Origin of the sequence: Acidovorax sp. JHL-9 (assembly GCF_000426205.1) — a bacterium.
GTDB classification, from domain to species: Bacteria; Pseudomonadota; Gammaproteobacteria; order Burkholderiales; family Burkholderiaceae_C; genus Acidovorax; species Acidovorax soli.
Genome location: NZ_AUEX01000001.1, coordinates 26,103 through 41,157, shown reverse-complemented (window position 1 = coordinate 41,157; position 15,055 = coordinate 26,103). Strand labels below are relative to the sequence as shown.

Sequence of the window (15,055 nt, the reverse complement as noted above, 5' to 3'; positions counted from 1 at the left end):
CGATGGCCGGTAATACCAAGGTAAAGCCACCGTAAATTCCGGGCAGAGACGGCGGGGCGTGGCTACCATAGCCCGACTTCACTCTGCGCCGTCCCATGCTGCCCCACCGTTCCCACTGCCTTCCCCTGCGGCCTACCCTGCGCCAGAGTGGCCGCGCACTGTGGTGGGGACTGCTGTTGATCGTGATCGCCCTGGCCGCGGGCGGCGGCTGGTGGTGGCAGCAGCGCAACACGGCCACCGATGGGGCCGCGCCTGCTGCGCGTGCGCCGGGGCGCTTCAGCGCCGGCGGGCAGGTGCAGCCGGTGTCGGTGGGCGTGGTGCGGCGCCAGGATGTGCGCGTGATGGTCCAGGCCATCGGCACCATGAGCGCGCGTGCCACGGCGGTGGTGCGGGCCAAGGTTGGTGGCGAGCTGATGGCGTTGCACTTCAAGGAAGGCCAGCAGGTCAAGGTGGGCCAGTTGCTGGCCGAGATCGATTCGCGCAGCTACCAGGCCGCGCTGGGCCAGGTGCAAGGCAGCCTGCAGCGCGACCAGGCCCTGCTGCGCAACGCGCAGCTCGATCTGCAGCGCTACAAGGACCTGCTGGCCCAGGATTCGATCGCCACCCAGCAGGTGGACACGCAGGCGGCCCTGGTGCGCCAGCTCGAAGGCGCCGTGGCCGCCGGCCAGGCGCAGGTGGATGCCGCGCGCCTGCAGCTGGGCTACACGCGCATTACCGCGCCCATTGCCGGGCGCCTGGGCCTGCGCCAGGCCGACCGGGGCAACGTGGTCGGCCCGTCGGATGCCAATGGCATCGCCACCATCAACCTCGTGCAGCCCATCGATGCGGCCTTTGCGGTGCCCGAGGCGCACCTGGCGTCCATCACCCGGCGCCTGGCCGAAGGTGCCGATCTGCCCGTGGAGCTGTGGGACCGCGAGCAAAAGCGGCGCCTGGCAAGCGGGCGCCTGAGCGCGCTCGACAACGCCATCGACCCCACCACCGGCACCATCAAGGTGAAGGCGTCGTTCGCCAACGAGGACGGCGGGCTGTTTCCCAACCAGTTCGTCAATGTGCGCCTGCAGCTCGATGTGCTGCCGAACGTGCTCACCGTGCCCGGCACGGCGGTGCAGAACAACTACGTCTATCTGGTGCAGCCGGATGGCACCGTGACGCAGCGGCGCATCCGCGTGGGTGTGGCCGATGGCGGCCGGGTCAGCGTCGAGGGCGAGCTGAACGACGGCGACCAGGTCGTGACCGACGGCATCGATCGCCTGCGCGAAGGTGCCAAGGTGGCCGTGATCGATGCCGGTGTGGCCGCCCGCGCCGACGAGGCCGCGCAGGACGCTGGCGCGCGCCGTGCAGCCCTGTTGCGCAGCCTCACGCCGGCCGAGCGCGACAAGCTGGCCACCATGTCGCCCGACGAGCGCCGTGCTTTCCTGCGTGCCCGCCGCCAGCAGGCCGGCGGGGCTGCGCCGCCGGCATCGGCCGCTTCTGGCGCTGCGGCCACCGCATCTGCTCCCGTTCCCGCTCCCGCTGCTTCGCGCTAAGACCATGCACCGCGCCTTGCGGGCAACGCTGCCATGAATCTCTCGCGCATCTTCATCCTGCGCCCCATCGCCACCTCGCTGCTGATGGTGGCCTTGCTGATTGCTGGCTTGCTGGCCTACCGGCAGTTGCCTATCTCGGCCCTGCCCGAGGTGGACTACCCCACCATCCAGGTCACCACGCTGTACCCCGGTGCCAGCCCCGATGTGATGACCTCCAACGTTACCGCGCCGCTGGAGCGCCAGCTGGGCCAGATGCCGGGCCTGGCCCAGATGTCGTCCACCAGCTCGGGTGGGGCCTCGGTCATCACGCTGCGCTTTGCACTCGACATGTCCATGGATGTGGCCGAGCAGCAGGTGCAGGCCGCCATCAACGCAGGCAGCAACCTGCTGCCGAATGACCTGCCCATGCCGCCGCTTTACAGCAAGGTCAACCCGGCCGATGCGCCCGTGCTCACGCTGGCCATCACCTCGCCCTCGCTGTCAGTCATCCGCCTGAATGACCTGGTGGAAAACCGCCTGGCGCCCAAGCTCTCGCAGGTCAAGGGCGTGGGGCTGGTGGCGATCGCGGGCGGGCGCCGGCCGGCCGTGCGCATCCAGGCCAACCCCACGGCGCTGGCCAGCCTGGGCCTTACGCTGGAGGATGTGCGCACCGTGATCGCGGCGGCCAACGTCAAGCAGGCCAAGGGGGGCTTTGATGGCCCGGCGCGGGCCTCGACCATCGATGCCAACGACCAGTTGCAGTCGGCGCAGGAATACCGCGATCTGGTCCTGGCCTTCAAGAACGGCAACCCCATCCGCCTGAGCGACGTGGCGCAGGCGGTGGACGAGGCCGAGAACACCCGCCTGGCCGCCTGGGCGGGCACGCCCGAGACGGGTTCCAGGGCCGGTGTCATCCTCAACATCCGCCGCCAGCCCGGCGCCAACGTCATCGAGACGGTGGACCGCCTCAAGGCGCTGCTGCCCCAGCTGCAGGGCACGCTGCCCGCATCGCTGGATGTGCAAGTGCTGACCGACCGCACCACCACCATCCGCGCCTCGGTGAAAGACATGCAGGTCGAGCTGGCCCTGGCCATCGGCCTGGTGGTGGCGGTGATCTTTGTCTTCTTGCGCAGCGCCTCGGCCACGCTCATCCCCAGCCTTGCGGTGCCGCTGTCGCTGGTGGGCACGTTTGGCGTGATGTACCTGGCGGGCTTTTCCATCAACAACCTCACGCTGATGGCGCTGACGATCTCCACCGGCTTCGTGGTGGACGACGCCATCGTGATGATCGAGAACATCGCCCGCCATGTGGAACAGGGCGAGCCACCGCTGCAGGCCGCACTCCAGGGCGCCAGGCAGATCGGCTTCACCATCATCTCGCTGACCATTTCGCTGATTGCGGTGCTGATTCCGCTGCTGTTCATGGGCGACGTGGTGGGACGGCTGTTCCATGAATTCGCCATCACCATGGCCGTGGCCATCCTGCTGTCGGCCGTGGTGTCGCTCACCCTCACGCCCATGCTGTGCGCGCGCCTGCTGCGGCACACGCCCGAAGAAAGCCATGGCCGCATTTACCAGGCCACGGGCCGGTTCTTTGACCGCACCATTGCCCTGTATGGCCGTGCGCTCCAGTGGGTGCTGAACCACCGCGGGCTGACCTGGCTGGTGTTTGCGGCCACGCTCGCTCTCACCGTGGCGCTGTATGTGCTGGTGCCCAAGGGCTTCTTTCCAGTGCAGGACACCGGCACCCTGCAGGCCACCACCGAGGCCGACCAGTCCGTCTCGTTCGCCGCCATGGCCGAGCGCCAGCAGCAACTGGCCGGGCGCATCCTCCACGACCCGGCCGTGAAAAGCGTGTCGTCCTTCATCGGCGTGGATGGCACCAACGCCACGCTGAACACGGGCCGCCTGCTCATCGACCTGAAACCCCACGCCGAGCGCGACCGCGCCCCCGTGGTGCTGCGCCGCCTGGCCGATGCCACGCGCGACCTGCCCGGCATCCGCCTGTATGCCCAGCCCGTGCAGGACCTCACCATCGAAGACCGCGTGGCGCGCACGCAGTACCAGTTGCTGGTCTCGTCACCCGACCGGGCCCAGCTGCAGGCCAGCACCGCCGACCTGGTGCAGCGCCTGCGCGCGCTGCCGCAGCTGGCCGACGTGGCCAGCGACCTGCAAAGCCAGGGCCTGCAGGCCTTTGTGCAGATCGACCGCGCCCAGGCCAGCCGCCTGGGGGTGACGGTGGCGGGCATCGACACGGCGCTCTACAACGCCTTTGGCCAGCGCCTCATTTCCACCATCTTCACGCAGTCCAACCAGTACCGCGTGGTGCTGGAGGTGGCGCCGCAGTTCAAGCTGGGGCCCGAGGCGCTCAGCAGCATTTACGTCACCTCGAGCGCGGGCAAGCCGGTGGCGCTGTCGTCGGTGGCCCGCATCGAAGAGCGCCCCATGCCGCTGGCCGTGAACCATGTGGGGCAGCTGCCCGCGGCCACCCTCTCGTTCAACACCGCGCCGGGCGTGGCGCTGGGCGATGCCGTGAAGGCCATCCAGGCCGAGCAGGCAGCGGCGCGCGCGGCGGGCTCGCTGCCGCTGTCGGTGGACACCAACTTCCAGGGCGCGGCGCTGGCGTTCCAGGCTTCGCTGCCTTCCACGCTGCTGCTGATCCTGGCGGCGGTGGTGACGATGTACATCGTGCTGGGGGTGCTGTACGAGAGCACGATCCACCCGGTCACCATCCTCTCCACCCTGCCGTCGGCGGGCGTGGGGGCGCTGCTGGCGCTGGGGCTGGCGGGGCTGGATATCGACATCGTGGCGGTGATCGGCATCGTGCTGCTGATCGGCATCGTCAAGAAGAACGCCATCATGATGATCGACTTTGCGCTGGAGGCGCAGCGCGAGCAGGGGCTGCCCGCGCGCGAGGCGATCTACCAGGCCTGCCTGCTGCGGTTCCGGCCGATTGTGATGACGACGCTGGCGGCCTTGCTGGGGGCTTTGCCGTTGATGCTGGGCGGCGGGGTGGGCAGTGAGTTGCGGCATCCGCTGGGGGTGACGATGGTGGGGGGGCTGATCGTGAGCCAGTTGCTCACTTTGTTTACCACGCCGGTGATTTATCTGACGTTCGAGGGGTGGGCGGGGCGGTGGCGTAATCGGGTTGGGGTGAAAAGTGCCTGAAGCGTTTGTTTTATCTGCGCTGACAGTTATTACTTTGGAAGCGGGTTGTGTGCTTGTGCAGGGGGCGGAGGCCGGGTCTCGCCCCGGCGGGCGAGGTACTTTTCTTTGCTTCGCCAAAGAAAAGTGCCCAAAAGAAAGGCGACCCACAGTCTGCGACCCCCACGCGGTGCGTGGGGGCAAACCTGCGTCGGTGCGGTTGCGGGGTGCGCCGTGGAACTCGCTTTGCGCTGCGCGCGCCGCTCGGACAACCACGGCGAGTCAGTTGACGAAGCATGCGCGCACTGGCGCGCATGCCACCCCGCAACCGCCCCGCCGCAGGCGCAGCCAGATGGGGTGGATGGCCGAACATCCAAACAGCCATTCGGGCCATCGCTGCGCTCGGCCCAGGTTGCGCAGCGCGAGGCGCTTGCGCCCGCGAGGTGGGGCCGAGCGCAGCGATGGCCCGTGTGGATCTCCGCCCCCCGGGTTCCCTTCTGTGCGTGCCGAGGAGCGCAGGGCGTGGGGCGGGCGTGTGCCGAAGGACACACGCCTTCGTGAACTGACTTGCCGCAGTTGTTTGAACGGAGCGCCACAGGCGCGCAGTGAGTTCTGCGGCACGCCCCATGACCGAGCACCACAGGTTGCCCCGCAGCGCAGCGAAGGGGACACGCACAGCAGGGTCGCCTTTTCTTTGGTGACTTTCTTTTGGCGAAGCAAAAGAAAGTTACTGCGCCGCCGGGCGCACACCCCGGCCTCCACCCCACGCACAAGCACACAGCAAGCTTCCAAAAACATAGCTTCTAGCGCAAGCACAAAAAGCACCAGAGCCAAAAAACACTTCAAGAGAGGCACAAAATGAGCCTCTCCACCCCCTTCATCCACCGCCCCATCGCCACCACACTCCTCACCCTGGGCCTGGCCCTGGTGGGCGCGGTGTCCTACTTCCTCCTGCCCGTCGCCCCGCTGCCGCAGGTGGACTACCCCACCATCTCGGTCAGCGCCAGCCTGCCCGGCGCCAGTCCCGACACCATGGCTGCCACCGTGGCCACACCGCTGGAGCGTTCGCTGGGCGCCATCGCCGGGGTCAACGAGATCACCTCGCGCTCCATCCTGGGCAGCACCAGCATCACGCTGCAGTTCGACCTGAGCCGCGACGTGGACAGCGCCGCGCGTGACGTGCAGGCCGCCATCAACGCCGCGCGCACGCTGCTGCCCACGGGCATGCCCAGCAACCCGACCTACCGCAAGGTGAACCCGGCCGACGCGCCCATCATGATCCTGGCGCTCACGTCCAGCGCGCACACGCGCGGGCAGATGTACGACGCGGCCTCCACCGTGCTGGCGCAAAAGCTCTCGCAGGTCGAGGGCGTGGGCCAGGCCACCGTGAGTGGCGGGGCGCTGCCCGCCGTGCGCGTGTCGCTCGATCCCGTGCGGCTGGCGGCCAATGGCGTGTCGCTGGAGCAGGTGCGTGGCGCCATCAGCAGCACCAACGCCAACCGCCCGCTGGGCGCGGTGGAGCGCGAAGACCATTACTGGCAAGTCGGCGCCAACGACCAGGCGCGCGTGGCCGCCGACTATGCGCCGCTGGTGCTGCGCTGGCAGAACGGCAATGCCATCCGCCTGGCCGATGTGGCCGAGGTGACCGACTCGGTGCAGGACGTGCGCAACTTTGGCGTGGCCAACGGCAAGCCGGCGGTGCTGCTACAGGTGTACAAGCAGCCGGGCGCCAACATCCTGGAGGCGGTGGACCGCGTGCGTGCACTGCTGCCGCAGCTCAAGGCGTCGATCCCGGCCGCGATTGACGTGCAGATCGTTTCCGACCGCACGCCCACGCTGCGCGCCTCGGTCAAGGAAGTGGAGCGCGCCCTGCTGATTGCCGTGGCGCTGGTGGTCCTGGTGGTGTTCCTGTTCCTGCGCAACGGGCGCGCCACGATCATCCCCGCCGTGGCCGTGCCGGTGTCGCTGGCGGGCACGTTCGGCGTGATGTACCTGGCGGGCTACACGCTCGACAACCTCTCGCTCATGGCGCTGACCATCGCCACCGGCTTCGTGGTGGACGACGCCATCGTGGTGCTGGAAAACATCATGCGCCACATGGAGCGCGGCAAGACGGCGCTGCAGGCCGCGCTCGACGGCGCGCGCGAGATCGGTTTCACCGTGGTGTCGATGAGCCTGTCGCTGATCGCCGTGTTCGTGCCCATCGTGTTCATGGGCGGCATCGTGGGGCGGTTTTTCCGCGAGTTTTCCATCGTCATGGCAGCGGCCATCCTGGTGTCGCTGCTGGTGTCGCTCACCACCACGCCCATGATGTGCGCTGCGCTGCTCAGGCCGCACAGCGCGGTGGCTCGCACACCCGTTGCGTCCCGTTGGGCATGGTTCTCGCACTGGCTGGACGGCCTGGAGGCCCGGGGCCTGCGCGGTTACCGGCGCAGCCTGGCCTGGTGCCTGCGCCACCAGCCGCTGGTGCTGCTGGTGCTGGCGGGGGTGGTGGGGCTCAACGTGACCCTCTACACCGCCATCGACAAGGGCTTCATGCCCGAGCAGGACACGGGACGCATCTCGGGCTTCATCCGGGCCGATCAGGCCACGTCCTACCAGGCCATGGAGCAGCGGCTGCAGCGCTTTCTGGCCATCGTGCAGGCCGACCCGGCGGTGGAGCATGTCACCGGGTTCACCGGTGGCTGGCAGCGCAATGCCGCGCAGATGTTCATGACGCTCCATCGCGGGCCGGGGCGGGAAACCTCCGAGGCCGTCATCACCCGCCTGCGCGCCCAGCTCAAGGACGAGCCCGGCGCGCGCCTGTTCATGGTGCCGCAGCGCGACATCCGCATCGGCGGGCGGCAAAGCAGCGCCTCTTACGACTACACCCTGCAGGCCGACGACATCGCCGAGCTGCGCACCTGGGAGCCACGCATCCGCCAGGCCCTGGCCCAGCTGCCCGAGCTGGAAGACGTGAACAGCGACGTGTCCGACTTTGGCCTGCAGACCACGCTGGTGATCGACCGCGATGCCGCCACGCGCGCGGGCCTGACCATGGCGCAGATCGACGCCACCTTGAACGATGCCTTTGGCCAGCGCCAGGTGGGCGTGATCTACAACCCGCTCAACCAGTACCGGGTGGTGATGGAAGCCGCGCCGCGCTACCTGCAAAGCCCCGAAACGCTGCGCGGCTTCTTCTTTGTGAACAGTGCGGGCCAGCAGGTGCCCTTGAGCGCGTTTGCGCGCATCACCACCACCCATACGCCGCTGTCGGTCAGCCACGAGCGCGGCACGCCGGCCAGCACCGTGAGTTTCAGCCTGGCGCCGGGGGTGTCGCTGTCGCAGGCCACCGATGCGGTGCACAACGCGGTGGCCGAGCTGGGCGTGCCGGTGGGCCTGCGCGGCACCTTTGGCGGCACGGCGGGGGCGTTCCAGGATGCGCTGGCGGGCCAGCCGCTGCTGATCCTGGCGGCCATCATCACCATCTACCTGGTGCTGGGCATGCTGTACGAAGACCTGGTGCACCCGTTCACCATCCTTTCCACTCTGCCCTCGGCCGGTGTGGGGGCGCTGCTGGCGCTGATGCTGTTCAAGACCGAGTTCTCGCTGATCGCGCTGATCGGCGTGATCCTGCTGATCGGCATCGTCAAGAAGAACGCCATCATGATGATCGACTTTGCCCTGGTGCGGCAGCGCACCGGGCACATCACGGCCGCCCAGTCCATCTACCGCGCCTGCAGCCTGCGCCTGCGGCCCATCCTCATGACCACGCTGGCCGCCATTTTTGGTGCGTTGCCGCTGGCGTTGAACCGGGCCGATGGCGCCGAACTGCGCCAGCCCCTGGGCATTGCCGTGGTGGGCGGGCTGCTGCTGAGCCAGTTGCTCACGCTGTACACCACGCCCGTGGTCTATGTGGCGCTGGACCGGCTGAGCGGCCGCGTGCAAGGCGGGGCACGCTGGCGCCGCCACCCGGCTGCCGGCCCGGCGCCCGCGCTGCAAGGAGATTCCTGATGTCCCCTGATAACTACTGTTTGGATAGCTGCTCGCGCATTTCCAGCAAGCGCTGGAAGGCATTGTTGCTGGTAAGCGCTGCACTGCTCACGGCCTGCAGCACCCAGCCGCCCTACGAACGCCCCACGCTGCCGGTGCCAGCCGCCTACAAGCAGGCTGCCAGCGCCAGCGAGGGCGGTGTCTGGCAGCCCGCGCAGCCTGGTGGCGCCGTGCCCGATGCGTGGTGGACGCTGTATGGCGACAGCGCCCTCAATGCCTTGCAGCAGCAGGCCGCCGCCGGCAACCAGAACATTGCCTTGTCCGTGGCCCGCCTGCGCGCCGCACAGGCCGCACTGGCCGGCAGCAGTGCCGGCCAGTGGCCCGCGCTGGGCGCCAGTGCCAGCAGCGGGCGTGCGCGCAGCGGCAGCACTGCGGCCGACGGCAGCAGCACCGCCCGCGTCAGCACCAGCCATGCCCTGGGCCTGAACGCCAGCTGGGAGCTGGACCTGTGGGGCCGCGTGGCTGCCAGTGTGGATGCGGCGCGCGCCAGCGCCCAGGCCAGTGCCGACGACCTGGCCGCCATGCGCCTGTCGGTGCAGGCCACCGTCGCGCAGACCTATTTCGCGCTGCGCGCCGCCGAGCTGCAGACGCAACTGCTGGGCGAGACCCTGGCCGCCTACGAGCGCAGCTGGGCGCTGACACGCAACCGCCAGAAGGCCGGCGTGGCCTCGACCGCCGATGTGGCCCAGGCCGAGGCGCAATACAAATCCACCCAGGTGCAGCGGCTTGAAGCCGAAACCAGCCGCGCCCAGCTGGAGCACGCCCTGGCCGCGCTGGTGGGGCAGGCGCCGGCGGCGTTCAACCTGCCCGTCACGGCCACGTTGCCGGCGCCCCCGGTGGTACCCGCACAGCTGCCGTCACAGCTGTTGGAACGCCGCCCCGACATTGCCGCGGCCGAGCGCCGCGTGGCCGCAGCCAATGCCCAGATCGGCGTGGCGCGCGCGGCGTTCTTTCCGGCGCTCACGCTGTCGGGCACGGCGGGCTACCGCGGCGCGGAGCTGTCCAGCCTGCTCAGCGCCCCCAGCCTGTTCTGGTCGCTCGGACCGGCCCTGGCCGTTTCGCTGTTCGATGGTGGCGCCCGCAGCGCGGCGGTGGAGGCGGCCCGTGCCGCCAACGAGCAGGCCGCCGCCAGCTACCGCCAGACCGTGCTCACGGCCCTGCAGGAGGTGGAAGACAACCTGGCCGCAGCCGCCGCGCTGGCGCAGGAACAGCAATGGCAGACCGAGGCCGTGGCGGCGGCCCAGCGCGCGCTCGACGTGGTGGGCAACCAGTACCGCGCAGGCACCGTGGGCTATCTGAACGTGCTGAGCGCTCAGACCACGGTCCTGGCGGCCCAGCGCAGCCTGATCGACGTGCGCAACCGGCGGCTCGCCGCAGTGAACGCGCTGCTCAAGAATGTGGCGGGGAGCTGGGGGCTGGCAGCAACGGGTGCGGGCTGAATCGGGCAATGTGTGAAAAAACCTAGAAATGGCAGTGACCCGCCGCGTCCTCACGCCTTGCACACCGATCACCGCACTGGCAAGCGCGTTCAACGGCCGTTGCCAGGTTGAAGGCGTGACGCGCGCTGCACCACGGCTGAAGGAAGGTGCCAGCCCCGCCCATGGGACTGCAGCCCTGAGCCCCTGAAAATCCCGCTTTATGAACACCACGCCCTCTGCCACCACCGCCCGTTGGTTCACCCCGCTGTATCCCCTGTTTTTTGTCGTGCTGTGGAGCACGGGCTTCATCGGTGCCAAATTTGGCTTGCCCGATGCCGAGCCGCTCACCTTTCTCTCCCTGCGCTATGGGGCGGTGCTGGTGCTCATGGGCGCACTGGCCCTGCTGACCCGTGCCCCCTGGCCCCGCTCTCCCCGCCAATGGCTGCACATTGGCATGTCGGGCCTGCTGGTCCACGCGGTGTATCTGGGGGGCGTCTTTATCGCTATCGGCCACGGCTTGCCTGCGGGGGTCACGGCGCTGGTGGTGGGTTTGCAGCCAGTGCTGACCGCCTTGGGCGCCGGGGCATTTTTGGGTGAGCGGGTGCGTGCGACCCAGTGGGCTGGCCTGGCAACCGGGTTTGCGGGCGTGGGGCTCGTGGTGGCGCACAAGGTCATTTCGGTCACCACCGGCGGTGCGCTGTGGGCCATGCTGGTGCCCGCCGTATTGGCGCTGCTGGGCATCACGGCGGGCACGCTGTACCAGAAACGGTTCTGTCCAACGTTTGACTTGCGCACCGGCTCGGTCATTCAGTTCGTGCCAAGCCTGGCGGCCACCTGGCTGCTGGCCAGCCAGACCGAAACCATGCAGGTGCACTGGACGGGTGCCTTTGTCTTTGCGCTGGCCTGGCTGGTGCTGGTGCTGTCGCTGGGGGCCGTCAGTTTGCTGAATGTGCTGATTCGGCAAGGCAGCGCGGTAAACGTGGCCAGCCTGTTCTACCTTACGCCCCCCACCACGGCGCTGATTGCCTGGGCGTTGTTTGGTGAGACGCTCACGGGCCTGGCGCTGGTGGGCATGGGACTGGCGGTGTTTGGGGTGTGGCTAGCGCGCAAGTAGGGTAGCGGCAGGCCTCTCCAACGGCTTTTTCCGGGATTGCCGGGGATCTGTTCGTGGCGAATGCGCTGCCTTCTGTGTGGGAATGCGCCGGGATGCGCAAATTCGCTGGTCAGGTGACCGGTGCCGGGTTGAACAGTACCAGCGCGTTCTGCAGCTTCCAGTGCTCGGCCCAGGTGCGGCGGCCGCTGGCCACGTCGAGCAGCAGGCGCAGCAGCTCCCAGCCGGCTTCCTCGATGGTGATCTCGCCGTCGGCGATGCGGCCCGCGTTCAGGTCCATCAGGTCGTGCCAGCGGCGCGCCAGGTCGGTGCGCGTGGCCACCTTCACCACCGGGCAGGCCGCCAGGCCATACGGCGTGCCGCGCCCCGTGGTGAATACATGCAGGTTCATGCCCGCGGCCAGCTGCAGCGTGCCGCAGATGAAATCGCTGGCGGGCGTGGCCGCGAAGACCAGGCCCTTCTGGTCGGGCCGCAGCTTGTCGCCGGGTGCCAGCACGCTGGCGATGGCCGCCGTGCCGCTCTTGATGATCGAGCCCATGGCCTTCTCGGCGATGTTGGACAAGCCGCCGGCCTTGTTGCCCGGCGTGGTGTTGGCGATGCGGTCCACGCGGCCGCGGTCGAGGTAGGCGTCGTACCAGGCCAGCTCGCGCACGATGTCCTCGGCCACCTGGGGCGAGGCCGCCCGGGCGGTGAGCTGCTCGACGGCGTCGCGTACCTCGGTGTTTTCGGAGAACATCACCGTCGCGCCCGCGCGCACCAGCAGGTCGGCCATGTGGCCCACCGCCGGGTTGGCGGTGACGCCCGAGAACGCGTCGCTGCCGCCGCACTGCACGCCCACCACCAGCGCGCTGGCGGGCACGGTCTGGCGCTTGCGGGCATTCAGCCGTTCCAGGTGGGGGCGGGCACGGGCCACGATGTCGTCGACCATCGACATGAAGCCCACATGCGCTTCGTGCTGCAGGCAGACGACATCGGGGCCGGCCTTGCGGTCGCCCTGCACCGGAATGCTGCCCGGCGGCAGCAGGCGCTCGGGCTGCAGCTTCTCGCAGCCCAGGCTGACCACCAGCACCTCGCCGCCGAAGTTGGGGTTCAGGCTGATGTGGCGCAGCGTGCGGATCGGGATCTCGGCGCCTGGCGCGTCGATGGCCACGCCGCAGCCATAGGTGTGCTCCAGCGCCACCACGCCGTCAACGTGGGGGTACAGGGGCAGCAGTTCGTCGCGGATGCGCTGGGTGGCCACGTCCACCACGCCGGCCACGCACTGCACCGTGGTGGTGATGGCCAGCAGGTTGCGCGTGCCCACCGAGCCATCGGCATTCACATAGCCCTCGAAGGTGAGGCCAGTGAGGGGCTCCCACGCCGGGGCCGGCCGGGTGGCCATGGGCAGGCCCTGCAGCGCGCGGGCCTCGGGAATGTCGAGCAACCGCTCATGCACCCAGCTGCCGGCCGGGATGGCCTGCCGGGCGTAGCCGACCGGCACGTTGTAGCGGACCACCGCATCGCCCGGGGCCAGGTCGTGCAGCGCCACCTTGTGGCCCTGGGGAACCTTGTCGCGCAGGACCAGGCCTTCTGGCAGGGCGGTGCCGGCGGGCAGGCCGCCGTCGGTGGCGACGATGGCCACGTTGTCCGCAGCGTGCATGCGGATCAGCACCGGGTGGGGCGCCGGCGGGTGGGAGTCTGGAGTGTTCATGGGGCGGTGGGAAAGGGGGGGCTCAGGCCGCTGCGGAGATCAGCTGCCCCGTGGCATAAAAGCTGGCCAGGTTGTCCAGCACGCGCCGGGCCATCGCCTGACGGGTCTCTTCGGTGGCGCTGGCGATGTGCGGCAGCAGCACCACGTTGTCCAGCGCCAGCAGCGCGGCCGGCACCTGCGGTTCGTGCTCGAAGACGTCCAGGCCAGCACCCGCGATGCGCCGCTCGGCCAGGGCGCGCACCAGCGCCGCCTCGTCGACTACGGAGCCGCGCGCCACGTTGATGAGGTAGCCGCGCGGCCCCAGCGCGTCGAGCACGGCCGCATCGATCAGGTGCCGGGTTTCGGGGCCACCGGCGGTGATGACGACCAGGTAGTCAGCCCAGCGTGCCAGTTCCACCAGTGCCGGCTCGTGCGCCCAGGGCACGCCGGCCACCGCGCGGCGGCTGTGGTAGCGCACGTCCATGTCGAAACCGCTGGCGCGGCGCGCGATGGTCTGGCCGATGCGCCCCAGGCCGACGATGCCCAGGCGCGCTCCGCTGACCTTGCGGCCCAGGCCGAAGGTGGCGCCGGCGGCCCAGCGTCCGGCGCGCACGAAGCGGTCCGCCTCGGCGGTGCGGCGCGCCACGTCGAGCATCAGCGCGAAAGCGGTGTCGGCCACGCAGTCGTTGAGCACGTCGGGTGTGTAGCCGACGGCGATGGCGCGCGCACGCGCCGCCGCCAGATCGATCTTGTCCAGGCCGACGCCGAAGCTGGAGATCACGCGCAGCTGCGGCAGCGCGGCGATCAGCGCGGTCGGGGCGCCGGCGCCGCCGGCCGAGGTCACCAGGCCGGTGAATTCGGCGCCGTGGCGCGCCAGGAAGGCGTCGGGATCGGCCTCGTCGGCGAGGCGGTGCAGGTCATGGTCGGCGGCCAGCTGCGCTTCGAGCGCTGGCAGCAGGCGTCCGGCCTGGAGGATGCGGTGTTTCATGGCGGAGGGGCTGTCCGTGGGATGTGATGCCGCGCTGGCGGAGGGGCTGTCCGTGGGATGTGATGCCGCGCTGGCAGAGGGGCTGTCCGTGGGATGTGATGCCGCGCTGGCAGAGGGGCAGGCGGCGCGCTGGCTTGTTTCATTCGGGCGGGGCCGGTGGCGAGCCGGCCCGCACGCGTCACTCCAGCGTCACCTTGCCGTCCTTGACCACCTTGGCCATGGATTTGACCTCGGACCCCAGCCAGGTCTTGAACCGGGAAGGCGGCATGTCGTAGGGATCGGCGCCCAGCACTTGCAGACGGCCCCGGACCTCGGGAATGGCCAGGATGCGCTGGACCTCCTCATGGAGCCTGTCCACCACGGGCTGCGGCGTTCCGGCGGGCGCCAGAAGGCCTTGCCAGCTGCCCGTCAGGAAGCCCGGCAGCGTTTCACCGACGGTGGGCACCTCGCCCAGTACCGTGTTGCGCTTGGCGCTCGATACGGCGATCAGCTTGATCTTGCCGGACTTCACATGCGGATAGGTGGCCACCATGCCGTTGAAGGTCACGTCCACCTGTCCGCCGATCAGGTCGGTCATGGCCTGGGCGCCGCCCTTGTAGGGCACATAGCCCCAGTCCAGGCCGGCACGCTGCGCAAACACCACGCCGGCCAGGTGCGTGGCCGAGCCCATGCCCGCTGCGGCGGCAAAGTTCACCTTGCCCTTCTGGGACTTGGCCCAGGCAATGAGCTCCTTGGTGGTGTTGGCGGGCACCTGGCTGCTGGTGACCAGCAGGTGGGGGGAGTAGGCGACCATGGTCACCGGCGCGAAGTCGCTTTCCAGGTTGAACGGCAGCTTGTACAGCGATGGGGCGATGGAGAGGTTGCCCACATCCGTCAGCAGCAGGGTGTAGCCATCGGGGGCCGCCTTGGCCACCGCGTCGGCGCCCAGGTTGCCGCTGGAGCCAGGCTTGTTGTCCACCACCACGGGCTGCCCCAGGGATTCGGACAGCTTCAGCCCGATCAGGCGGGCCAGCACGTCCGAGGTGCCGCCGGCGGGAAACGGTACCACGATCTTGAGGGGCTTGGCTGGCCAGGTCTGGGCCTGGGTGAATGTGGCCGTGGCGGCCAGCGCAAGGACGCACAGGGTGCGCAGCGGGTGCTTGTTGAACATCGTTGTCTCCTGAGGGGTCTCAAAAAAAGGACGGCGCG

At 69.2% G+C, this 15,055-nt stretch carries 8 protein-coding genes; 5 read left to right on the top strand and 3 right to left on the bottom strand.

The features are described 5' to 3' along the window. The first annotated feature begins 95 nt into the window (after window positions 1–95). The 5 genes from K225_RS20065 to K225_RS0100150 all read left to right on the top strand — a co-directional run bounded on the left by K225_RS20065 (window position 96) and on the right by K225_RS0100150 (window position 11,213). Window positions 96–1,526: an efflux RND transporter periplasmic adaptor subunit gene (locus K225_RS20065; protein WP_081679558.1), complete on the top strand. Its 1,431-nt coding sequence runs from the start codon at window positions 96–98 to the stop codon at window positions 1,524–1,526. A 33-nt stretch (window positions 1,527–1,559) separates the two neighbouring features. Continuing rightward, entirely contained in the window at window positions 1,560–4,673 is a 3,114-nt protein-coding gene (locus tag K225_RS0100165; protein ID WP_026434515.1) for a multidrug efflux RND transporter permease subunit, read from the top strand. Window positions 4,674–5,507: 834 nt separating this feature from the next. After that, on the top strand, window positions 5,508–8,642 hold the full coding sequence (locus K225_RS0100160; protein ID WP_026434514.1) for an efflux RND transporter permease subunit: 3,135 nt from the start codon (window positions 5,508–5,510) through the stop codon (window positions 8,640–8,642). Continuing rightward, the gene (locus tag K225_RS0100155) at window positions 8,642–10,120 is read left to right on the top strand and encodes an efflux transporter outer membrane subunit (protein WP_051248537.1); all 1,479 of its coding nucleotides are present in this window, start codon (window positions 8,642–8,644) and stop codon (window positions 10,118–10,120) included. The genes K225_RS0100160 and K225_RS0100155 overlap by 1 nt, the downstream gene beginning before the upstream one ends. 199 nt (window positions 10,121–10,319) lie before the next feature. Continuing rightward, on the top strand, window positions 10,320–11,213 hold the full coding sequence (locus K225_RS0100150; RefSeq protein WP_051248536.1) for a DMT family transporter: 894 nt from the start codon (window positions 10,320–10,322) through the stop codon (window positions 11,211–11,213). A gap of 109 nt (window positions 11,214–11,322) precedes the next feature. Here K225_RS0100150 and garD read toward each other — a convergent pair whose 3' ends face one another. The 3 genes from garD to K225_RS0100135 form a co-directional block, all read right to left on the bottom strand. Then, the gene (garD, locus tag K225_RS0100145) at window positions 11,323–12,900 is read right to left on the bottom strand and encodes a galactarate dehydratase (RefSeq protein WP_034711441.1); all 1,578 of its coding nucleotides are present in this window, start codon (window positions 12,898–12,900) and stop codon (window positions 11,323–11,325) included. 22 nt (window positions 12,901–12,922) lie between these two features. Next, complete coding sequence (locus tag K225_RS0100140; protein WP_026434510.1) at window positions 12,923–13,867, bottom strand: 2-hydroxyacid dehydrogenase; 945 nt, start codon at window positions 13,865–13,867, stop codon at window positions 12,923–12,925. Between the two features lie 178 nt (window positions 13,868–14,045). Continuing rightward, entirely contained in the window at window positions 14,046–15,017 is a 972-nt protein-coding gene (locus K225_RS0100135) for a tripartite tricarboxylate transporter substrate binding protein (RefSeq protein WP_051248534.1), read from the bottom strand. Window positions 15,018–15,055: the final 38 nt, after the last annotated feature.